Here is a 20124-nt window from a genome sequence, read left to right as displayed (position 1 = left end):
ATCCGTCTCAGTGATGTCTCAGTGGTAGAGGACGACGAGAGAGGCGAGCAGAAGCGTGGCCGAAGCTGTGATCCCCGTGATCCGGTAACGACTCCAGGCGGTCAGCGCGAGGGAGCATGACCATGCTCCGCCTGCGAGGGTGACGGTCCACCAGTCGGCAGCCGCCTGCGCGGCGACGAGAGGGAACGGTGCCAGCAGGAGCGTCGGCGGGACGACTGCGAGCCGTGGCCTGATGTCCAGTCGCTTGTAGACGATGATCAGGACGATCAAGGCGGTCGCGAAGGTCAGGGGGATGGGTGCGAAGTGCCACCAGGCCCAGCAGCGGCCGCCCGTCTCGTCGCATGCCTGGTCCCTGTGACGCTTGGCCCAGGAGAAGAAGTACACGGCACCGCAGGCCAGAACCGCACCGGTGGCAGCCGCTGCGGACACTCGCGGTATGACGGGACGTGGCTCTGTGCGGGAGGTGTCCATGCGCACAGCCTTCCCTGATCGACGGCCGCGGGCCTGAGTACGCATACTCAAGCCCCCCCGCCGACCTCCGTCGCTCCGGGCGTCCTCCGAGACGGCGATGCGGTCATCCGCTTCTCGAACCAGTGGTGGGCGTACGGTTCGTCGTTGAAGGCGGGGACCTCCCGGAAGCCGAAGGAACGGTAGAGGCCGATCGCGGCGCCGAGCGCCTTGTTGGTGTCCAGGCGCAGCTTTTCGCAGCCGTGCTCGACGGCCCGCGCCTGGAGTTCGGTCAGGAACCGGCGGCCGAGGCCGAGTCCTCTGGCCCGGGGCGCGACCCACATGCGCTTGATCTCTGCCGGAGCCCCCGGCGGCAGCTTCAGCCCCCCACAGCCGACGGGTTCGCCGTGCAGTCGCGCGAGCAGGAACAGACCGTGCGGCGGCCGGAGTTCGCCCGCGTCGGGTAGCAGGCTGCGCGCCGGATCGAAGCCGGTGTCGAAGCGCTCCTGCAGCTCGGCGAAGTAGGAGAACAGGCAGCTCCGGGCGTCGGGGTGGTCGGGGTCGACGACCTCCAGAGTGACCGTCGCCGCGGTCAGCAAGCGGTCGACCTCGGCCATGGCCGAGACCAGTCGGGCGCGCTGTTCGCTGTTGAGCGGCCTGAGCAGTGAACCGGCCAGCTCGTCGCTGCGGCCGTCGAGCAGGGTACGCTCCGCTCGGCCTTCGGCGGTGAGCCGCACGGTACGCACCCGCTTGTCCTCGCGCCGAGGCTCGACCGTCACCAGGCCGCCCCTTTCCAGGGAGCGCAGCAGTCGACTGACGTACCCGGAATCGAGCCCGAGACGCTCACGCAGGCGCCGCACGTCCTGGCCCTGCTCGCCGATCTCCCAGAGCAGCCGGGCCTCGCCCACCGGACGGTCGCGGCCCAGGTAGTGGTCGTTGAGCACACCCACGCGTTCGGTGACGGTGCGGTTGAAGCGCCGCACCTGTTCGATCTGTCCAGCATCCATTCTCTGACTATAGTCAGAGAATGGGAGTCGGGTTCAACCCGGCTACTTGAGCCGCGGCTTACGACCCGCCGTCGAAGAAGCCGGACTTCAGATCCCCGATGATGGCGTCGAGTGGATGCCCACTGACGATGAACGGTCCGTTCCAGGGTGCGCTGAGCGCGAGGAGCAGGGCCAGGCTCAGCCCGACCACGCTCGCGATGCCCGCGATGAGCAGTGATGCCCGCAGGCTGCTGCGGAACACCAGCGCTCCGGCGTTGACGATCAGGGCCAGTCCGCTGACCACGAGCGTGACGATGTAGAGCAGCGGGACGTCGCGTGAGGCGGCCGCGATGCGGGCGCGACGGCTGCTGGTGACAGCGTCCAGGGAAGCCAGCAGCTCCGTACCGGTCGGACCGCCCAGCTCGGGCCGCGCCGCCTCATTGCGCACGCTCCGTTCCAGCCGCGCGATCGCGCTGCCGGTGGCAGGGTCGTCACCGGACGCCGCAGCCGCGCCCTTCCACTCCTTGGCACGCGCGGCCTGCAAGTAGTCCAGCAGTGCCGCATGAATCGGCTCCGCATTGACCCGCGGACTCGTCGCCGCCCACGCAAGGCGCGAGGAAGCGGCCGCCTCATCGCTCACCAACCCCTCCGCCGCGCGCAGATAGCCGGCCTCGCTGGCCAGGGTGAGCGCGGCGAAGATCGCGAATGCGGCGCCGAGTGTCGGCATCAAGGGCGTGACGATCTGCGGCACCCGGTCGTGTTCCCCGACCGGTACGAGCGCCCGGACTGCGATCCGCGCCAGAACCGCGACGAGCAGGGCGAGCGAGAGCCCGCCCACAACCAGCGCCACCGCCGGCAGCGACGTCAACCAGTTCACCAGATCACCCACAGCGCGTTGCCACGAGCACCACAAGGCGGCGGCACATCGGCCCCGCTACCTGGATGTCCTCGTCGATCCATTCCACGGAGCGCTCATGGTCCAGGTCGGGGACCGCTGAAGCGCGCGACGCCCGGAGCGGAGCCTCACTCGTTGCCCCGGACGAACGGGCGTCGTGCGGCCGGTTGGCCGAGGGGCTCCCTCGGTCCACCGGTCGAGCGGTGGCGTCCGAGCGCCCCGCTCAGCTGGGAAGGAGGGAGTCGTCCTGCGGGCGCGCGCCGGGCAGCCGGTGGCGCGCGGCGATAAGAGCGGCGTCGATGTCGCGGGTGCCCGTGGCCACACAGAGGCTGTACGCGATGTCGTCCATCCGCCGCCGTACCTCCGGGCTGCCCTCTTCGGCGTGCAGCATGCGCAGCACGTCGTACTGCTCGATCAGGTTCCGGAGGACGGCAGGGTGTGCCATGAGCATCAGGAGTCTTCCCCTTCTCCCGGGATCACGTGGGTTACGCCGACCCGTCTACCCGGGGTCCGGGCCGCCATACTCGTGCGTCGCGCGGCAGACGCGGAGCCAGCGCGAGCATGCCCGGGACCGTCAGAAGGGCAAGCGCGGCGATGACGTACCAGGGAGCCGCACTCGACACCTCGAACAAGGCGGAGAACAGCAGTGGGGCGACGACTGTCGCGATCGCGAAGGAGTACTGGAAGACGGCGATGTAACGCCCCCGTACGTCCGTCGGCGCGGCATCCGCGGACAGCGCGTTCGACACGGGGGAATGGACGAGCTGAGCCGCCGAGTAGCAGAGCACGGCCACGGTGAGGCAAGGGACCCACAGAGCCCTCGGCACCCAGAGCGGGCCCGCCGTCAGGCACGCCCACAAGGCCCACAGAACACCGGCCAGGCACAACGAGATGTGCCGTGGCAGCGGCCGGATCAGGCGGACTACCGAGGTCTGGAGCACGGCCTGGACGACCGTGTTCATCGCCAGCAGTGGACCGACCGCCCAGGTCATGGACGGGAGCCGGCGGTCGACGAACGGCGGGAGGGCGATGCTCAGCATGACGTTGCACAGTGCGAAGGCCGTGTTCAGCGCCACGAGCGCCAGGTAGGGGCGGTCGGCCCACAGCACCCGGTAACCGCGACTGCCCCGCTCCGTGCCCGTCTGCTCCTCGGGGCGTGGGCCGACGGGCAGAGCGGCGCTGCGCGGCACCGCCCGTCCGAGCAGCAGGGCGGCCGCTGCCAGCAGGCAGGCACAGGCACCGATCGCCCCCCGGTACACCAGGCCCGACTTCGCCGACATGGCCACGCCCGCGACGACGGCCCCGAGGCCGTAGCCCGCCGCGCGCAAAGAGCCGATGACGCCGAACCACCGCTCGCGGGAGCGGCCGCCCGGATCACGGTCGGACATGTTGCTGACGAGGGTGAAGGCGGAGGACCAGAAGGCCCGCTGCCCAAGTGATGTGACGGTCGCGGCCAGGAGTACCGCAGCGCCGTCACGGACCACCAGGTACCCCAGGAAGCCGACGGCCTGGAGCAGTTGCGCCACCAGTACGATCGGCTGGGGCCCGAGCCGGTCGACCAGGCTGCCGATCCACAGCGGCAGGGGCAGGGACAGCACTCCGGCCAGGGTCAGGAGCGTGCCCACCCGCACCAGCGACGCACCGGAGCTCGCCGACAGGTAGACCATGGACAACGGGATGAAGAGCCCGTTCACCACGGAGTCGACCATCAGCACCAGGAACACCGCGCGTCCGGCCGTGTTCCGTCGTGCTGCCGCCTGGCGTGTGCCCGGTAAACCGGCTCGCCTCGCCGGCCGCCGCGCTGTCCGCCTGCCGGGCCGAGCCAATACGCCCACCTTCCACCGGATTGACCGCTCGCTCAGCGGGTGTCCGTCTCACCACCGGTCACGGCGATGACTTCCCCGGTGATGTAACTCGAATCCGCGTCCGAGGCGAGGAAGACATAGGTCGGGGCGATCTCCTCCGGCTGTGCGGGGCGGCCGATGGGCGTCTCGCTGCCCACCTGTGCGAGGTCCTCGGGGGGCATGTGCGGGTCGGCCGCGTTGAGAGGCGTCCAGGTCGGGCCGGGGGCGACGATGTTGGCACGCACTCCCCGGCTCGCCAGGTGCGGGGCGATGGACTTGGTGAAGGTGATCAGAGCCGCCTTGGCAGCCGCGTAGTCGATCATGGTGGTGCTGCCCTTGAGCGCTTCCTCCGTCGCCGTGGCGATGATCGCGTCGCCCTCGCCGAGGTGCGGCAGCGCAGCCATGACCAGGTGGAAGTAGGCGTAGACGTTGGTCTTGAACGTCCGGTCCCAGTCCTCTGCCGTCAACTGCTCGAGCTGCAGCTTGCTGTTGAGATAGGCGGCGTTGCTGACCAGGATGTTCAGCCGGCCCAGCTCCTGCCGGGTCCGCTCCACGACGTCGCGGCAGAACTCCGCGTCGCGCAGGTCCCCTGGCAGCAACAGGCATGTGCGGCCCTGCTCCTCGACCAGCTTCCGGGTCTTCTCCGCGTCGGGTTGTTCGGAAGGCAGATGGACGATGGCCACGTCGGCGCCCTCACGCGCGTACAGCAGCGCCACGGCGCGGCCGATGCCGGAGTCCCCTCCGGTGATCAGAGCCGCCTTGCCCGTGAGCTTGCCCGCGGCCTTGTAGCGCTCGGCCCGGTAGCGGGGCCTGCTTTCCATGTCCGCTTCGAGTCCCGGCGGATCCTGCTTCTGCCGGGAGAAGTCCGGTCCGGGTTCAGAGGAGATCGGCGGGGACGAACCGTTCTCCTCGTCGGCCTGGTGGTGCATCGCGCCTCCTTGCGCGGAGTCTTCGGAAACGACCATGTCCGGCGCCGGGTGCCCGTGTCCAAGATCCGGAAACGAACCCGGTCGGCGGCACGGCATCCCGGGGGGCGCGGTGCGGGCCTCGCCGCTCCGGGGGAAATGGCTTTGCCGGGCTTCCCGGCTCTGCCCGACACTGAGGCATGCTCGGATTCGCCAGTACCGACAGCGAAGCCCTTGTATCCTGCTTGGGTGACCCGCAGCGCGCGGTCGCGGCCTACCACGCGCTGCTGCGGCGTGGTCAGGGCGCGACGGATGCCGTCCGCGCTGGCCTGCGGCATAGCGATCCGGCGGTCCGCGAGGGCTGCTGCCGCCTCCTCGACCACATGGTCGACACCGATTCCATGGACGAGCTCATCGCCATGGCCGACGACCCCGATGCCCGGGTCAGGATCTCCGCCTTCCACGCCCTGGCCTGCGACCGGTGCAAGGGAGACACCTGCGCACCCGGAGCGGACCGGGTCCTCGAACCCGCATTCCGGCATCTGGCCTCCGACCCCGATCCGCACGTCCGGGCCATGGCCGCCGAGCTCGTCGGCAAGTTCGCCCACACCGATGCTCGCGCCGTCACCGCCCTGAAGGCATCACACGCTCAGGACCCGAGCCCCGCCGTGCGGAAGAAGTCGGGCTGGTACACACCGGGCGGAGCCATCTACGAGCGCACGGCCCCACGCGGTCGCCCGTGACGGGAAGTGGCCGGCCGGGGCTCGGCGGTGCCCAGTCGGCGTGCCGCAGGATGGCGCGGGTGGTGAGGTGGGAGGGGCCCGGCCGCAGGGCCGTGTTGCGCAGGGCCACGGCCAGGGGGTGGGTCAGTTGCCGGCCCATCCGGCCGGCCTGGCGCGCGGCCCGGGCCACGGACTGGCTGCGCGGGCGGGGCTCGGCGTCGTAACGGACCAGTGCCTTTTCGACCGTGGATTCGACCGTGGGCTCTGTGGCGAGCGCTGCGGTCAGTGCGGCCGCGTCCTCCAGGGTCTGGCAGGCGCCCTGGCCGAGGTTCGGAGTCATGGCGTGGTGCCGGACGGCAGGCCCGCCGCCCACTTCGAGAGCGTCCATCACCCCGGACTGCGGGAGGTCCTCGTGCCGCGGGGAACGCGGGCCGGCAGGTCGCGTGCACGACTTCCTGGCCGCGCAAGGCCTCGTGGACGCCGACGCCCGTACCGGCACGCTGCTGACGTGCGTGGACGGACTGTTCTTCGATCGCCTGGTCGGCGGCGGAAGCGTGTCCAAGGGGACCCGCGGCGGCACTCCGATGACCTTGGCATCCCCTCCGGCTTTCGCCCCGGTCGTGGCCGGCGACGGCTACGCCTCCGGAGTCGGCTCGGGTCGCAGGTACCGGGCCCAGATGCGGGCCTTCCGGAACGGGCCGCCACCGCCGCTGTCGTACTGCGGCTCGTCGAAGCTGACCCAGTACGCCAGCTCACCGGCCCTCCCCTGCGGGCTGCTGACGGGCTCCGGCGCGCCCATGGCATCGATACCGCCCAGGGGCTCCGCCTGCCACGCCCCGTCCCACGCCGGGTCACGGAGCACCCGGACCCTGCTGCCCGGCGCCAACGCTCCTGCCGGCCACACGTCGTCCAGGGGGGCGACCGAGGAGGGCAGGAGCCGGGCTGGTCCGGATGGCGTCCACGAGCGCGGCCACGAGGTTCGCCCGCTCGGCCATGGTGTCGACCAGCACGAACTCGTGGTCGGCGTGGGCGCCGCCCCCGACTGCTCCGAGTCCGTCGAGCGTCGGCACCCCGAGCGCGGCCGTGAAGTTGCCGTCGCTGCCGCCGCCGACCGCGGTGCCCTCGATGCCGGGGAACAGCCGCTGGGCCAGCGCCATGAGCTCGGCCGAGGCCGACTCGGGCATCGGTGGCCGGCGGACGGACCCCTGGACGGAGATCAGGGCCCCGTCGAGCTGTGGCGTGAGGGAGGCGAAGGCGGATTCGACGCGCTCCTTCTCCTCGGCCGACTCGACCCGGACGTCGACGGACACGGTTGCCTGCGCGGGTACGACGTTGGCCTGGGTACCGGCGGAGGCGACGGCCGGGGTGACGGTCGTACCGATCTCGGGCCGGCCGAGCGCCGCGATGCCGAGCACCTGGTGCGCCGCCTCGATCAGTGCGTTCACCCCGGCCGCGGGCTCCAGACCCGCGTGTGCGGCCCGGCCGGTGATGGAGACCTCGAATGTGCCGCAGCCCTTGCGGCCGGTCTTCAGCCTCCCCCCGTCCGCCGCGCCCTCGAACACGAGTACGGCACCGCAGGCGAGGGCCCGTTCCTCGAGGAGGGCCCGGGAGTGCCCTGAGCCGACCTCCTCGTCGGCGGTCACCAGGATCTCCACGCCGGAGAGGTCGTCGAGCAGCGCCAGGCCGTGCACGGCCTGCACCAGCCCGCCCAGCATGTCGAAGACGCCGGGGCCGGTCACCCGGCCGTCCGCCACCGTGAACGGCCGGCGCTCGAGTGTGCCGAGCGGGAAGACCGTGTCGTGGTGGCCGAGGACGAGCACCTTGGGCTCACCTCCGCCCGACCAGTGCACATGCGGCCCTGCCTCGCTCTCGACGAGGGTGGCGCGCCCGCCGAGACGGTGCTCGATGACAGCGGCGACCGCGGCGGCGGACGCCCGCAACGCGTCGAGAACACCCGAGGGAGACTCGATCTCGACAAGGGTCCTCAGGTCCTCGAGCATCGCGTCGACACTCACGGAGGCGGTCTTCTGCATGGTCATGCCCGCAAGCTAGCCCATTGGGATGGGCCACCGGCGCCACCGGGTGAAAGGCCGGGCCGCGTGCCGCGCCGACCGCGGTCGCCCGGCCACGGCCGATAGTGTCGGCTCTCGTGTTGCTGAGCTACGCCTTCGTGAACTTGAAGCCCGGAGTGGGAAAGACCACCAGCGCGGTCTGGTTGGCTCATGCCCTTCACGAGACGGGCATCCCACCGCTGCTGGTGGACAGTGACCCCGCATCCTCCGCGCTGCGCTGGAGTGAACTGGCGGGCGGCTTTCCGTTTCCCGTGGTCGCCCTTCCCGTGGGTGACGTGCACCGACGGGTGAACGACTTCCTCGGCAACCGGCAGGCGGTGGTGTTCGACGCCCCGCAACTGGAGGACCACGCGCACATCGCCCGCAGCATCATGAGGTACGCGGGCGAGTGGATCGTGCCGGTGACTCCGGCCCCCATCGAACTGGATCGCATGGCGCCCATCGGCGGAGAGATGGGCGACATGCAGTCCCTGCGCGCCGAGCCGGCCCGAGCCGCCGTCCTGCTGAACCGCACGAACCGCCCGGACGCCACGCGCACCGGCCCCGATGCCGACGCCCGGGAAGCTCTCACCGAGCGCGGCTTCGACGTGCTGTCCACCCACATTCCGCGGCTCGACCTGTACGCCCAGTCGTTCGGCAGCCCGGTCGAGGTCAAGGGCTCGGCGTACATGGACCTCGCGGACGAGCTCATCAAGCGTCAGGACACCCCGTGAACCACCGCAAGAACACCTACCGGGCGGCGCTGCAGCGCGAGCCGCACGCCGCGGCGCCCCACCAGCCCAAGGTGACCCGGCTGCACACCCGATACGTCCGGGTGACCATCGAACTCGATCCCGTCCTGCAGAGCGACCTGACCCGCTGGATGCCCCTTCCGGTATCCGGACTCCTGCAGGCGGGTACCGCCGTACTGCGCCCCCTCACGACCGCCGTCAGCCGTCTAGTGTGACGGGCCGCTGTCCGGGGACGTCGCGCCTGGTGTGCGCGCGGTGCGGGCCACGGTGGATGGCCGTCCGCCTGGGGTGGTCGGTGTGGTGGGGAGAGGGATGCCGTACGCCTTCAGCCAGAAAGACGTCGTCGGCCGGCCGGATGCTCCAGCCGTCGTCGCGCCAGGTGAGGGAGACGATGTACAGGGGCGGTACCTCCGTCCTCCAGAAGGCGCGTGCCGGTGCGGACAGGGCGTGCACCAGCAGGGCTCGGACGACGGCCGGCTCGGCGACGGCCACGGCACTGCCCGTCTGGTGGGTCAGGCTGTTGAGCCAGTGCGCGGCCCGGTGGCACAGTTGACGTACGGATTCGCCGCCGTGAGGCGCGGCATCCGGGTCCGTGAGCCAGGCGCTGAGCCCGTGCGGGTCCGCGGCGGCGACGTCGGCCACCGTGCGACCACGCCAAGTCCCGTAGTCGATGTCACGCAGTGCCGGATCCACCGTGGTCCCGAGTCCGAGAGCCGACGCGGTCAGCGCGCAGCAGGGGGAGGGCGACCGCACGGCCGACGGGCGGGAAGGAGTCACCGCGCGGCCGGCGCCTGTCTCACGCAGGTCGTCGTCACGGGGAGCGCCGTGACCGAAGACCGCGTCCGCGGTCCCGTTCACGGTGTGCCCGCATACAAGTGTCAGGCGGATCGTCATGCGACTGCCCTCCTCTGGGGCCGGTGACGCCGGCGGGTGTGGCGCCGGGACATCGGTGCCGATCAGCCGTCCTGGTCACGTCCTGCCGGTAAGGGCGCGTGGTCTGCACCGACCGCGTGCTCCGCTGTGCTCCTGCCCACAAGGGTTCGCCGACGACGGGGCCGGCACCATCCCGCAGGGGGCCGGAAATGTTCCCGCCGGGTGGCGGGGCGACCCCCGCCACCTGGTCGGTCCCGGGATCGGGGACTGCGGGGTGTCTGCCGGCGTGGTACGAATCGGAGAGTGATCCGATGGTCAGTGGGGCACGCGTGATCCGGGTACTGGTGGTCGACGACGAGGCCCTGATCCGGACGGGCTTCCAGCGCATCCTCGACGCCGCGAACGACATCGAGGTCGCGGCCGCGGTTTCTGGTGGCGAGGCGGTCCGGACGGCGCAGGAGACGCTTCCCGACGTCGTGCTGCTGGACATCCGTATGCCGGACGTCGACGGACTCACCGTCCTGGCCGGTCTGCTCCGGTTGCCGCAGCCCCCCGTGGTGGCCATGCTCACCACGTTCGACATGGACGAGTACGTCGTCACGGCCCTGCGCTCGGGTGCGTCGGGCTTCCTGCTGAAGGACACGGATCCGGAGGAGCTGCCGTTTCTCGTGCGCGCCCTGGCCGACGGCGGCTCCGTTCTGTCGTCCAAGGTCACGCGGACGGTCGTGGACGGTTATCTGCAGGCCGGCTGCCAGGAGCGCGCCGCCCGCAGCCTGGACCGGCTGACCGACCGCGAGCGCGCCGTACTCGTCCTCATCGCCGAGGGACTGTCCAACGCCGACATCGCCGCCCGGATGCACCTGGGCACCGGCACGGTCAAGGACCACGTCAGCGCCGTCCTCGGCAAGCTGGAGGTGAGCAGCCGGGTGCAGGCCGCGCTGCTCGCCGAACGCGCCGGGCTTCTCAAGTGGCCCCGGGACCTGGAGCCGGGATGATGTCCCGCCGCCTCGCCGACATGCTGCGTGATGCCGCCCTGATCGGGGCAGCACTGGTCGACGTATGGGTCAACGTCGACACCGGCTCGCCGGTGCGCCTGGCCTTCGCCCTGCTCGGCGCCTGCGTACTCGCACTGCGCCGGCGCCTGCCGCTGCTCACCTTCGTGCTCACCCTGCCGGCCGTCCTGCTCTCGGACGCGATCTTCGCCGCTCTGGCCGCCCTGTACACGCTCGCCACCCTCACTCGGCGCCGGAGTCTGCTGGCGTGCTGTGCCATGGCGCTCACCCTCAGCGACATGACGTCCACCTCGCCCTCACTGCGCCTGGACCTCTGGAACGCCTCGGCTCTGATCACCCTGGGCTACACCGCGGCCACGGCCGCGGCCCCCGTCTTCCTCGGCCAGCTCGTCCAGGCCCGGCGCGACCTGTCGCTGCGGCTCGTCGAGATCTCCCGGGCGCGTGATCACGAGCGGCGGCTGACCGAGCAGGCCGTCCTGGCCAAGGAACGCGCACAGCTTGCGCGCGAGATGCACGACGTGGTCTCCCATCAGGTCAGCCTGATCGCGGTACGGGCCGGAGCGCTGCAGGTGGGCGCGCGGGACGCCGACACCAAGGAGGCCGCCGCCACCATCCGGCGACTGAGCGTGCAGACGCTGGACGAACTGCGGCACATGGTCAACGTCCTGCGTGACTCGCACGGCCGCCCCACGGACCTGACCCCGCAACCGTCACTGACCGACCTGCGGCGGCTGGTCGATGCCAGCGGGATCGACACCCGTCTGAAGGCGGATCTGCCCGACGGCCTCGCGCCGGCCCTGCAGCGCGCCGTCTACCGCACCGTCCAGGAGGCGCTGACCAACGTCCGCAAACACGCTCCCGGCGCCACCGCGACCGTGCAGGCCTGCTGCGAAGGCGACACCGTCCGCGTCACGGTCAGCAACACCCCGCCGGCCCGGCCCCCCTTCCCTCTGCCGAGTGCGCACTACGGCCTGGTCGGCCTGCGGCAGCGTGCCGCGCTGCTCGGTGGCACCGTGACCTCCGGTCCCACCGCCGACGGCGGCTACGAGCTCCGCCTGGAACTACCCACCGAACAGGCCCCGTGACACGGCGGCTCCCGGCTGGCCGCGGTCAGGTCACGGTGGGAAAATCGTCAACAGGTGCGGAAAATCTGGATTTCTCAATACTTCTCTGTACGTGCTCCGTATATAAGTCATGACGTCAGATTCGAAGCTCACGCCACGCGCGGCCCGCAGCGATACCAGCAACGGCCGGCCGGAAGGTGAACCCGCCATCGGGGAAGCACCGGCCGACGCGGGACCTGCGACTTCCCGACAGGTGCCGGTGCCGTGCGAAGGGAACGGCGCGCACCCACCGGAGCAGGCTCTCGCGGAAGTGATGGCCGACCTGCTGAGCGTCGAGCAGGTGCCGGTGGACAGTCACTTCTTCGACGACCTGGGGGCCGACTCCCTGGTGATGGCGCATTTCTGTGCCCGGCTGCGCAAGAGGACGGATCTGCCTTCGGTGTCGATGAAGGACATCTATCAGCACCCCACGATCAGAGGTCTGGCGGCAGCGGTCCCGGGCGCCACGACGACGCGGCCCGAGCAACGTCAGGCTCCGGCCCGGGGGTCCCGGGCCGCGGATCCCTCGCCCGGTGGCAAGGCGGGCATGGCGGGCATGGTGTCGTACGTCCTGTGTGGGTTCCTGCAGACCGTTGCCTTCCTCTGCTACACCTACGGGGTGGCGACGGCCATGGCTCTCGGGTACGAGTGGATCTCCGCCGGGTCGGGCGTGCTCGACGCCTATGTGCGATCGGTGCTGTTCGGCGGCCTCGCCTTCCTGGGGCTGTGTGCCCTTCCCATCGTCGTGAAGTGGACGTTCATCGGGCGGTGGAAAGCCGAGGAGATCCCGATATGGTCCCTGAGGTACGTGCGCTTCTGGATCGTCAGGACGCTGATCCGCTCGGACCCGCTGGTGCTGTTCGTCGGCTCACCGCTGTATGTGCTGTACCTCCGGGCGCTGGGCGCCGGCATCGGGCGGGGCACCGTGATCCTCTCCCGCAACGTACCTGTCTGCACGGACCTGCTCACCATCGGTGAGGGCACCGTCATCCGGAAGGACTCGTTCTTCTCCTGCTATCGCGCCGAGGCGGGTGTGATCCAGCCGGGCCCGGTCAGCATGGGGAAGTCCGTGCTCGTCAGCGAGGCCACCGTGATCGACATCCGGACGGTGCTCGGCGACGGGGCTCAGCTCGGGCACGCCTCCTCGTTGCACAGCGGGCAGTCGGTCCCCGACGGAGAGCACTGGCACGGGTCCCCGGCGGACCGGGCCGCGGTGGACTTCCAGGTCGTGGGTGAAATGCCGGGCGCCGCCCTGCGCCGGGCGGTGCACAGCGTCATGCAGGTGGTGGGTGCGCTGTTCGTTTACGTGCCGCTGGCGGTCGGGGGCACGGTCATGCTGTTGATCGGGGTTCCGCAGGCCAGGATGGTCATGGAGCCGGGTCCCGCGGTCCTGGCCAGCGGGACGTTCTACCGTGATGTCGCGGTGGCGGCCGCCGTGCTGGTCTTCGGCGGTGTGGCGCTCGGTCTGTTGCTCGTCACCGTTGTGCCCCGACTGGTCGGCAGTGCCCTCGTACCGGGCCGTGACTACCCCTTGTACGGGTGGCGCTACTCCGCACAGCGCGCCATCGCTCGGCTCACCAACAGGAGGCTGCTCACCCGTCTGTTCGGGGACAGCTCCTGCATCGTCCACTATCTGCGTGCCATCGGCTACCAGTTCTTCCACCTCGAGCAGACGGGGTCCAACTTCGGTACCGAGGTGAGGCACGAGTCCCCGTTCCTGAGCTCCGTGGGCAGCGGGACGATGGTCGCCGACGGGCTGTCGATCATGAACGCCGACTTCTCCAGCACCGCGTTCCGGGTGTCCCGGGCATCGATCGGCGCGCACAGCTTCCTGGGGAATCGGATCGCCTATCCGGCGCGGGCGCGCACGGGCGACAACTGCCTTCTGGGCACGAAGGTCATGGTCCCCGTCGACGGCGAGGTCCGGGAAGGCGTGGGGCTGCTGGGCTCACCCAGCTTCGAGATTCCGCGGACGGTTCTGCGCGACAGCCGATTCGACCGGTTCAGGAGCGGCGAGGAGCTTCGCCGCGGCCTCGCGGCGAAGAACAGGCACAACGCGGCCACCATGGCCTGGTACCTGCTGGCGCGCTGGGTCTACCTGCTGGGTGCCGGCCTGATCGTCGCGGGAGCGGCGGACATGTACGCCTCGCTCGGAGTGCCGGCCCTGGCGCTGGCGGACGTTCTCGTCCTCCCCTTCACCGCGGTCTATTTCGTGCTGGTCGAGCGTGTCGTCACCGCCGTGCGTCGTCCGGGTCCCTTGTACTGCTCGATCTACGATCCCCGGTTCTGGCAGCGTGAGCGTTACTGGAAGGTGCCCTCGGAGTCGTATCTGCGGATTTTCAATGGCACTCCGTTCAAGAGCCTGATCTGGCGGCTCCTGGGCGTCCGCATCGGGAGCAGGGTCTTCGACGACGGCTGCTACGTGACCGAGCGGACGATGGCGACGATCGGTGACGCCTGCACGCTGAACGCCGGGAGCGTCATCCAGTGCCACTCGCAGGAGGACGGCACTTTCAAGTCCGACGGCGCCACGATCGGCAGCGACTGCACCCTCGGCGTCGGCGCGTTCGTCCATTACGGCGTGACGGTGGGCGACGGCGCGGTGCTCGCCCCGGACTGCTTCCTCATGAAGGGCGAGGTGGTCCCCCAGCACTCGCAGTGGGGCGGGAATCCGGCACGGGAGCTGAGCCGGGTCCACGACGCGGGGAGGTGTGGTCGATGACCGTCGAAGCCGGCGGCCGTACCTGCCGGCCCGGAAGGCCCGACGACGCGGGCTTCTGGCGCGCTGTCCTCACCGGCGGCGGCGTCACCACGGTTCCACGCTGGTCCGTCGCGCCGGTGGCGGGTGGCGCGGAGCACGAGGAGGCGGTTCCCGAGGGCGTGATGACCGCCGTGCGCCGGCTGGCACATGACATGGCCGTGCCGGTCAGCTCGGTCCTGCTCGCGGCACACGCCAAAGTACTGGCCGTGCTGTCCGGCGAGCACGAGGTCACGACGGGCTACGTCGCCGAGCCGGGCGGCCGGCCGCTGCCGTGCAGGCTGACGACGGACGTCCCGTCGTGGCAGGCACTGGTCCGGGAAGCCCGGCGCGGCGAGGCGGATCTGCTGGCGCACCAGCGCTTTCCGGTCGTGGAACTCGAACGGGAGCTGGGCCTGCCCGGACCGCTGAGCGAGGCCTCCTTCGATCCGTTCCCCGCCGACGGGGCGTTCGATCTCCCGCCCGGCACGGTGTTGCGGGTCGGCATCGGCCGGTACGCCGGCGGGGCCGTCCTGCGGTTGCGATACCGCCGCGACGCGCTGGACGCCGCGTACGCCGCGCGGGTCGCGGGATACCACCTGGCGGCGCTGCGCTTGATGACCGCCGATCCGGGCGCCACGCACCAGGCGCGGAGCCTGCTGTCCGGCTCGGAGATCCGCTTCCAGCTCGACGCGCTCGCCGGTCCACGGCGAGAGCTGCCGCGTCGCTGCGTGCATGAACTGTTCGAGGAGCGCGTCCGGGACGACGGGAACGCCGTCGCCCTGGTGCACGGGGCACGGCAGTGGACGTACGCGGAACTGAACGAGCGTGCCGACAAGGTGGCACGGGCGCTGCTCCTGCGCGGGGTGGGGCGCGAAGACGTCGTCGCGGTGGTGACGGAGCGCGACCCGGACTGGGCGGCCGCCGTTCTGGGGGTCTTCAAGGCCGGGGGCGTCTACCTGCCCGTCGAGCCGCACTTCCCCGCCGATCGCATGGCGCGCATGCTCCTCCGTGCCGGATGCCGGCTCGTGCTGACCGAGCGGGGAAGCACCACCAACCTCGCCCAGGCCGTGGACATGCTGCCCGAGGTGCGGACCGTGCTGGTCGAGGTGGCTTACGAGGAGACGCGCGCAACCGGGGATGTAGACGTCGACGTGTCCTTGGACCAACTCGCCTACGTCTTCTTCACCTCCGGCTCCACCGGTGAACCCAAAGGCGCGATGTGCGAACACGCGGGGATGCTCAACCACATCCATGCCAAGATCGACGACTTGGGCATCGGCGAGGGGCATGTCGTCGCCCAGACGGCGCCGCAGTGCTTCGACATCTCCCTGTGGCAACTGCTCGCGGCCCTGGTGGTCGGGGGGCGGACCCTGCTGGTTCCCCAAGAGGTGATCTGGGACGTCCCGCGCTACCTCGACACCGTCGTGGACGGCCGGGTCAACGTCCTGCAGGCCGTACCCTCGTACCTCGACGCCGTGCTGTCGTTCCTGGAGCGGTGCCCACGCGGTTTGCCGGATCTGCGGTGCGTATCGGTCACGGGTGAGGCGTTGAAGAAGGAGCTCGTGGAGCGCTGGTTCGCCGCGCAGCCGGGAATCAGGCTCGTCAACGCCTACGGACTCACCGAAACCTCGGACGACACCAACCACGAGGTCATGGACCGGGTGCCCGACACCGAGCGGATCCCGCTGGGCCGTCCCGTCAACAATGTGCGGGTGCGCGTCGTCGACGAGAGCCTGTCGCTGGTACCGCTCGGAGCGCCAGGGGAGATCGTCTTCGGCGGAGTCTGTGTAGGCCGCGGCTATGTGAACGACCCGGAACGCACCCGTCGGTCGTTCCCGGCCGATCCGTACCGCACCGGCGAAAGGCTCTACCGCAGCGGCGACCACGGCCGCTGGCTGCCCGGGGGCAAGCTGGACTTCCTCGGCCGCCGGGACAGCCAGGTCAAGATCCGCGGCTTCCGTATCGAGATCGAGGACGTGGAGAACGCCCTGCTGAAGGTGCCCGGCGTCCATGCCGGCGCGGTGGCTGTCGCCCAGGACGTCGGGGGCCGGCGCCTGGTGGCCTTCTGCTGCGGTGAGCCGCCGCTCGCGGATGACGCCATGCGCGAGCAGTTGGGCAGGTGGCTGCCCGCCTACATGGTCCCTTCGGGGTTCCACTGGCGCAGTGACCTGCCGCTGACCGTGAACGGCAAGGTCGACCGCAAGGCCCTGGCCTCGCTCGCCACGGGACTCGACGGCACCGGGCCCCGCGACGGCGGCGACACCACCGGCTCGGAGTCCGGCGAGCCACCCCGCACACCGGCAGAGCGACGCCTGGCCGCCGCCTGGGCCTCTGTGCTCGGCATCCCGCAGCACCGGGTCGGCCGTCACGACCACTTCTTCGACAGCGGCGGAACCTCTCTCACCGCGGTGCGGCTCGCCATCCGGCTCGACCGCCTGCTGACCCTGAAAGACCTCACCCGGAACCCGGTCCTCGCCGACCTGGCCCGGCTGCTCGACGCGCGAGCGGCGTCGTCCCCAACCGTTGAACCATCAACGGAGGCAATGCGAGATGTCCTTCTCACCCACCACCCGACCCCTCGAACCGGACCTGCGGCTCGGCCGGGTACCGGTCCTGACGACCGGCCCGACTGACGATCCGTCCCGCTGGACGGGCGAACACCGGGACGAGCTGCGGCGCCTCGTCACCGAGCACGGCGCCGTGCTGGTCCGCGGACTAGGTCTGCGCGACCTGGCCCGGACGACCTGGGTCTTCGGACGACTGGCCTCCGGCCTGATGGACGAAAAAGAGGCATTCGCCGCACGGCAGTCCTTCGGCAACGGCGTGTACTCGTCGTCGAAGTGGCCGCCCACCCAGCAGATGTGCATGCACCACGAGCTGAGCTACGCCCTGCGGTTCCCGGGCATGATGGAGTTCGCCTGCCTGACTTCGCCGGCCGGCGGCGGCGCGACAGCCCTCGCGGACTCGCCGACCGTGCTCGACGCCCTGCCGGACGCACTGGTCGAGCGGTTCGAGCGGGAAGGATGGCTGCTCACCCGGAACTACAACGACGACATCGGCGCCTCGTGGACCGACGCGTTCGGCACCGAGGACCCTGCGGCCGTCGAGGACTACTGCCGCGCCGCCGCGATCGAGTTCGCCTGGCAGCCCGACGGCGGGCTGCGCACCAGGCAGCGCCGCAGCGCCGTGATCCATCACCCGCTCACGGGCCGGCGCTGCTGGTTCAACCAGATAGCGTTTCTCAGCGAGTGGACCCTGGACCCCGAGATACGCGAGTACCTGGTGGATGTCTACGGCGCCGACGGTCTGCCGTTCAACACCCGTTACGGCAACGGCGACGCGATCTCCGAGGAGACCGTCGATCTCATCAACCGGGTGTACCAGGCCAACACCGTACGTGAACCGTGGCAGGACGGCGACCTGCTGCTGGTCGACAACCTGCGTACCGCGCACAGCAGGGAAGCCTACGAAGGACGGCGCGATGTGCTTGTCGCCCTGGCCGACCCGGTGCGACTGGCCGACTGCTCGCCGACCGTGGAGGTGACCCCTTCATGACCACCGTCTACTCCCCCACCACCCGGTCCACACCGGCCGGGACGCTGCGGGTGCCGCCCTTCGCCGTCGTCTCCGGCGCTCAGGTGCAGAGTGTGCTGCAGGGCCGGGAACAGCGCATCGTGGAGCTGATCGAGGAAGCCTACCGGCTGCACGCAGAAGGGGACACGGTGAACCCACCTTCCTACTTCCTGCGTTTCGACGATCGTCCGACCTCCCGGATCATCGCGCTGCCGGCGTCGCTCGGTGGTGAGACACGGGTGGACGGCCTCAAGTGGATCTCCAGCTTCCCCCAGAACACCACGGCGGGCATCCCCCGGGCGTCGGCGGTTCTCATCCTCAACGACCATGACACCGGCTACCCGTTCGCGTGCATGGAGAGTTCGATCATCAGCGCCTCCCGAACGGCCGCGTCGGCGTCGCTGGCGGCCGGATGGCTCTGCCGGAACCGGCCGCGCCCGGTGAGCCTCGGCTTCGTCGGAACGGGCCTGATCGCCCGTTACGTCCACACGTTCCTGGCCGGCACGGGCTGGTCCTTCGACAACATCGGCGTGTACGACCTGTCCCACGACAACGCCACGGCTTTCCGCTGCTGTCTGGAGCAGTCCGGAGCCGCGGGACGCATCACCGTGCACGACAGCGTGGAACAGGTGGTCCGCCTGAGCGACCTGGTCGTCTTCGCCACGGTCGCCGCCCGTCCCCACGTCCACGACCCGGCATGGTTCGCGCACCGCCCTGTCGTTCTCCATGTGTCGCTGCGCGACCTGGCACCCGCGGTCCTGCTCGCGTCCGCCAACATCGTCGACGACGTCGAACACTGCCTGCGGGCCGACACGTCACCGCACCTCACCGAACGGCTCACCGGCAACCGCCGGTTCCTCGACGGCACACTGGCAGACGTCATGAGTGGGCGTGTCACACCCCCGGCGGACCGCCCCGTGGTCTTCTCCCCCTTCGGGCTCGGGGTCCTGGACCTGGCCCTGGGCAAGTACGTCTACGACCGGCTCGCCGGCTCCGGTGAACTGCACGTCGTCGACGACTTCTTCCATGAGCTGAACCGCTACGGATGAGCGTCAGGCGGCGCCATCGGGCACCGAGCCGCTCTCACCAACGGAGGCCATCGTGCCAGTCATATCCGAGCCCGCCGGCTTCAACGAGAACGATCTCTACGTCGACCTGCAGTCGATCTTCGGGCTCCCGTTGTTCCTGAAGTGCGAAGGCTTCAATTTCGCCGGCTCGATCAAGCTGAAACCGGCGACGGAGATGGTCGAGGCCGCGGAACGGGAGGGGATCATCACGCCCGACTCGATCCTGGTGGAGTCCTCGTCGGGCAACATGGGCGTGGCTCTGAGCGTGATCGCGGCAAGCAAGGGCTACCGGTTCCTGTGTGTGACCGACTCGCGCTGCAACCTGTCGACGCGGCTGTTGATGGAGGCGCTCGGCGCCCACGTCCACGTCGTCACCGAGCCCAGCCCCGAGAGCGGTTTTCTCGGTGCCCGTCTCGAGCACATCCGCAGGCTGTGCCTGAGGGACAAGCGGTACGTGTGGCTGAGCCAGTACACCAACGCGCACAACTGGAAGGCCCACTACCACCGGACAGCACCGGCCATCGCGCGATGGTTCCCTCACCTCGACGTGCTGTTCGTCGGTGCGGGTACCACCGGAACGCTCATGGGATGTGCCCGTTGGTTCCGGCGCTGGCACCGCCCCGTGCGGATCGTCGCGGTCGACACGGTCGGCTCCGTGACGTTCGGCGGAGCGCCGGGGCGCCGTATGCTCCCCGGTCTGGGCATGAGCATCCGACCACCCTTGCTGGACACCTCGTACGTGGACGAGGCGATACAGGTCGAGGAGGCCGACACCATCCGGGCCTGCCACCAACTGGCCAGCCACGGCTTCCTGTTCGGGGGCTCCACGGGCACTGTGGTCAGCGGGGCGATCGACTGGCTGTCCCGGTACGACGCCCGGCCGCCCACCGCGGTGGCCATCGCACCGGACCTCGGCGAGCGCTACCTCGACACCATCTACCAGGCCAACTGGATACACGCTCTCTACGGCGACGACATCCTGCCCGCCGATGCGCGGCCTCACGCCGGTCCCCGTCAAGTCCCGTCGGCACCCTCGGCACCGTCGATGCGGTCGCCCGGCACACCGTAGGGTGCGTTGTCCGACGGTCACTCGCCGGGGCGGCCAACACGGCGAAAACCGAGGCGAGTTGACGCGCATACGACAGTACAGTTG

The 20124-nt window shown here is 70.2% G+C and carries 19 protein-coding genes and 1 pseudogene; 10 read left to right on the top strand and 10 right to left on the bottom strand.

What is annotated here, in order from left to right:
• Positions 1 to 18: 18 nt before the first annotated feature.
• The 6 genes from ACFYZQ_RS08030 to ACFYZQ_RS08005 form a co-directional block, all read right to left on the bottom strand.
• Positions 19 to 429 carry a hypothetical protein gene (locus ACFYZQ_RS08030; protein ID WP_389142970.1) on the bottom strand — a complete coding sequence of 137 codons (411 nt, stop codon included), beginning with the start codon at positions 427 to 429 and terminating at the stop codon, positions 19 to 21.
• Between the two features lie 89 nt (positions 430 to 518).
• Positions 519 to 1454, bottom strand: coding sequence for a GNAT family N-acetyltransferase (locus ACFYZQ_RS08025; RefSeq protein ID WP_389142968.1), 936 nt, complete (start codon positions 1452 to 1454; stop codon positions 519 to 521).
• A 58-nt stretch (positions 1455 to 1512) separates the two neighbouring features.
• Positions 1513 to 2310 carry a hypothetical protein gene (locus ACFYZQ_RS08020; protein WP_389142966.1) on the bottom strand — a complete coding sequence of 266 codons (798 nt, stop codon included), beginning with the start codon at positions 2308 to 2310 and terminating at the stop codon, positions 1513 to 1515.
• Positions 2311 to 2551: 241 nt separating this feature from the next.
• Complete coding sequence (locus ACFYZQ_RS08015) at positions 2552 to 2779, bottom strand: DUF5133 domain-containing protein (protein WP_389142963.1); 228 nt, start codon at positions 2777 to 2779, stop codon at positions 2552 to 2554.
• A gap of 34 nt (positions 2780 to 2813) precedes the next feature.
• Complete coding sequence (locus tag ACFYZQ_RS08010; protein ID WP_389142960.1) at positions 2814 to 4052, bottom strand: MFS transporter; 1239 nt, start codon at positions 4050 to 4052, stop codon at positions 2814 to 2816.
• A 134-nt stretch (positions 4053 to 4186) separates the two neighbouring features.
• Positions 4187 to 5101: an SDR family oxidoreductase gene (locus ACFYZQ_RS08005; RefSeq protein ID WP_389142957.1), complete on the bottom strand. Its 915-nt coding sequence runs from the start codon at positions 5099 to 5101 to the stop codon at positions 4187 to 4189.
• A gap of 221 nt (positions 5102 to 5322) precedes the next feature.
• Here ACFYZQ_RS08005 and ACFYZQ_RS08000 point away from each other — a divergent pair, with 221 nt between their 5' ends.
• Positions 5323 to 5820: a HEAT repeat domain-containing protein gene (locus ACFYZQ_RS08000; protein WP_389142955.1), complete on the top strand. Its 498-nt coding sequence runs from the start codon at positions 5323 to 5325 to the stop codon at positions 5818 to 5820.
• Between the two features lie 19 nt (positions 5821 to 5839).
• Here ACFYZQ_RS08000 and ACFYZQ_RS07995 read toward each other — a convergent pair.
• The 3 genes and pseudogenes from ACFYZQ_RS07995 to ACFYZQ_RS07985 form a co-directional block, all read right to left on the bottom strand.
• Positions 5840 to 6145, bottom strand: a pseudogene (locus ACFYZQ_RS07995) (FAD-dependent oxidoreductase); the annotation flags it as partial.
• Between the two features lie 288 nt (positions 6146 to 6433).
• On the bottom strand, positions 6434 to 6661 hold the full coding sequence (locus ACFYZQ_RS07990) for a ferrous iron transport protein A (protein ID WP_389142952.1): 228 nt from the start codon (positions 6659 to 6661) through the stop codon (positions 6434 to 6436).
• A complete protein-coding gene (locus ACFYZQ_RS07985; protein WP_389142949.1) occupies positions 6651 to 7838 on the bottom strand; it encodes a M20 family metallopeptidase in 1188 nt (395 codons plus the stop codon). Before ACFYZQ_RS07985 ends, ACFYZQ_RS07990 begins: the two co-directional genes overlap by 11 nt.
• 131 nt (positions 7839 to 7969) lie before the next feature.
• Here ACFYZQ_RS07985 and ACFYZQ_RS07980 point away from each other — a divergent pair, with 131 nt between their 5' ends.
• Entirely contained in the window at positions 7970 to 8584 is a 615-nt protein-coding gene (locus tag ACFYZQ_RS07980; protein WP_388805035.1) for a hypothetical protein, read from the top strand.
• Complete coding sequence (locus ACFYZQ_RS07975; protein WP_389142947.1) at positions 8581 to 8817, top strand: hypothetical protein; 237 nt, start codon at positions 8581 to 8583, stop codon at positions 8815 to 8817. The genes ACFYZQ_RS07980 and ACFYZQ_RS07975 overlap by 4 nt, the downstream gene beginning before the upstream one ends.
• Here ACFYZQ_RS07975 and ACFYZQ_RS07970 read toward each other — a convergent pair.
• Positions 8801 to 9496 carry a histidine phosphatase family protein gene (locus ACFYZQ_RS07970; protein WP_389142944.1) on the bottom strand — a complete coding sequence of 232 codons (696 nt, stop codon included), beginning with the start codon at positions 9494 to 9496 and terminating at the stop codon, positions 8801 to 8803. The genes ACFYZQ_RS07975 and ACFYZQ_RS07970 overlap by 17 nt on opposite strands.
• Positions 9497 to 9804: 308 nt before the next feature.
• Between ACFYZQ_RS07970 and ACFYZQ_RS07965 the strand changes: the two genes are divergently transcribed.
• The 7 genes from ACFYZQ_RS07965 to sbnA all read left to right on the top strand — a co-directional run bounded on the left by ACFYZQ_RS07965 (position 9805) and on the right by sbnA (position 20040).
• The gene (locus ACFYZQ_RS07965) at positions 9805 to 10470 is read left to right on the top strand and encodes a response regulator (protein ID WP_389143250.1); all 666 of its coding nucleotides are present in this window, start codon (positions 9805 to 9807) and stop codon (positions 10468 to 10470) included.
• The gene (locus ACFYZQ_RS07960; RefSeq protein ID WP_389142942.1) at positions 10467 to 11573 is read left to right on the top strand and encodes a sensor histidine kinase; all 1107 of its coding nucleotides are present in this window, start codon (positions 10467 to 10469) and stop codon (positions 11571 to 11573) included. The genes ACFYZQ_RS07965 and ACFYZQ_RS07960 overlap by 4 nt, the downstream gene beginning before the upstream one ends.
• A 292-nt stretch (positions 11574 to 11865) precedes the next feature.
• Positions 11866 to 14313 (top strand): Pls/PosA family non-ribosomal peptide synthetase, encoded by a 2448-nt coding sequence (locus ACFYZQ_RS07955; protein WP_389142939.1) that lies wholly within the window; start codon positions 11866 to 11868, stop codon positions 14311 to 14313.
• Entirely contained in the window at positions 14310 to 16964 is a 2655-nt protein-coding gene (locus ACFYZQ_RS07950) for an amino acid adenylation domain-containing protein (protein ID WP_389142937.1), read from the top strand. Before ACFYZQ_RS07955 ends, ACFYZQ_RS07950 begins: the two co-directional genes overlap by 4 nt.
• Entirely contained in the window at positions 16882 to 17886 is a 1005-nt protein-coding gene (locus ACFYZQ_RS07945; protein WP_389142934.1) for a TauD/TfdA family dioxygenase, read from the top strand. Before ACFYZQ_RS07950 ends, ACFYZQ_RS07945 begins: the two co-directional genes overlap by 83 nt.
• Entirely contained in the window at positions 17883 to 18953 is a 1071-nt protein-coding gene (gene sbnB, locus ACFYZQ_RS07940; RefSeq protein WP_389142931.1) for a 2,3-diaminopropionate biosynthesis protein SbnB, read from the top strand. Before ACFYZQ_RS07945 ends, sbnB begins: the two co-directional genes overlap by 4 nt.
• A gap of 52 nt (positions 18954 to 19005) precedes the next feature.
• The gene (sbnA, locus tag ACFYZQ_RS07935; protein WP_389142929.1) at positions 19006 to 20040 is read left to right on the top strand and encodes a 2,3-diaminopropionate biosynthesis protein SbnA; all 1035 of its coding nucleotides are present in this window, start codon (positions 19006 to 19008) and stop codon (positions 20038 to 20040) included.
• Positions 20041 to 20124 lie beyond the last annotated feature (84 nt).

This window comes from Streptomyces sp. NPDC001843 (assembly GCF_042891955.1).
Taxonomy (GTDB): Bacteria; Actinomycetota; Actinomycetes; order Streptomycetales; family Streptomycetaceae; genus Streptomyces.
This window is presented reverse-complemented; position numbering and strand designations above follow the sequence as displayed.

Bases quoted from the DNA above. Each gene is read 5' to 3' on its own strand.
- ACFYZQ_RS07985 (WP_389142949.1), bottom strand. From the start codon at position 7,838: ATGACCATGCAGAAGACCGCCTCCGTGAGTGTCGACGCGATGCTCGAG.
- ACFYZQ_RS07950 (WP_389142937.1), top strand. From the start codon at position 14,310: ATGACCGTCGAAGCCGGCGGCCGTACCTGCCGGCCCGGAAGGCCCGAC.
- ACFYZQ_RS08015 (WP_389142963.1), bottom strand. From the start codon at position 2,779: ATGCTCATGGCACACCCTGCCGTCCTCCGGAACCTGATCGAGCAGTAC.
- ACFYZQ_RS08005 (WP_389142957.1), bottom strand. From the start codon at position 5,101: ATGCACCACCAGGCCGACGAGGAGAACGGTTCGTCCCCGCCGATCTCC.
- ACFYZQ_RS07945 (WP_389142934.1), top strand. From the start codon at position 16,882: ATGTCCTTCTCACCCACCACCCGACCCCTCGAACCGGACCTGCGGCTC.
- sbnB (WP_389142931.1), top strand. From the start codon at position 17,883: ATGACCACCGTCTACTCCCCCACCACCCGGTCCACACCGGCCGGGACG.
- ACFYZQ_RS07955 (WP_389142939.1), top strand. From the start codon at position 11,866: ATGGCCGACCTGCTGAGCGTCGAGCAGGTGCCGGTGGACAGTCACTTC.
- ACFYZQ_RS07960 (WP_389142942.1), top strand. From the start codon at position 10,467: ATGATGTCCCGCCGCCTCGCCGACATGCTGCGTGATGCCGCCCTGATC.
- ACFYZQ_RS08025 (WP_389142968.1), bottom strand. From the start codon at position 1,454: ATGGATGCTGGACAGATCGAACAGGTGCGGCGCTTCAACCGCACCGTC.
- ACFYZQ_RS07970 (WP_389142944.1), bottom strand. From the start codon at position 9,496: ATGACGATCCGCCTGACACTTGTATGCGGGCACACCGTGAACGGGACC.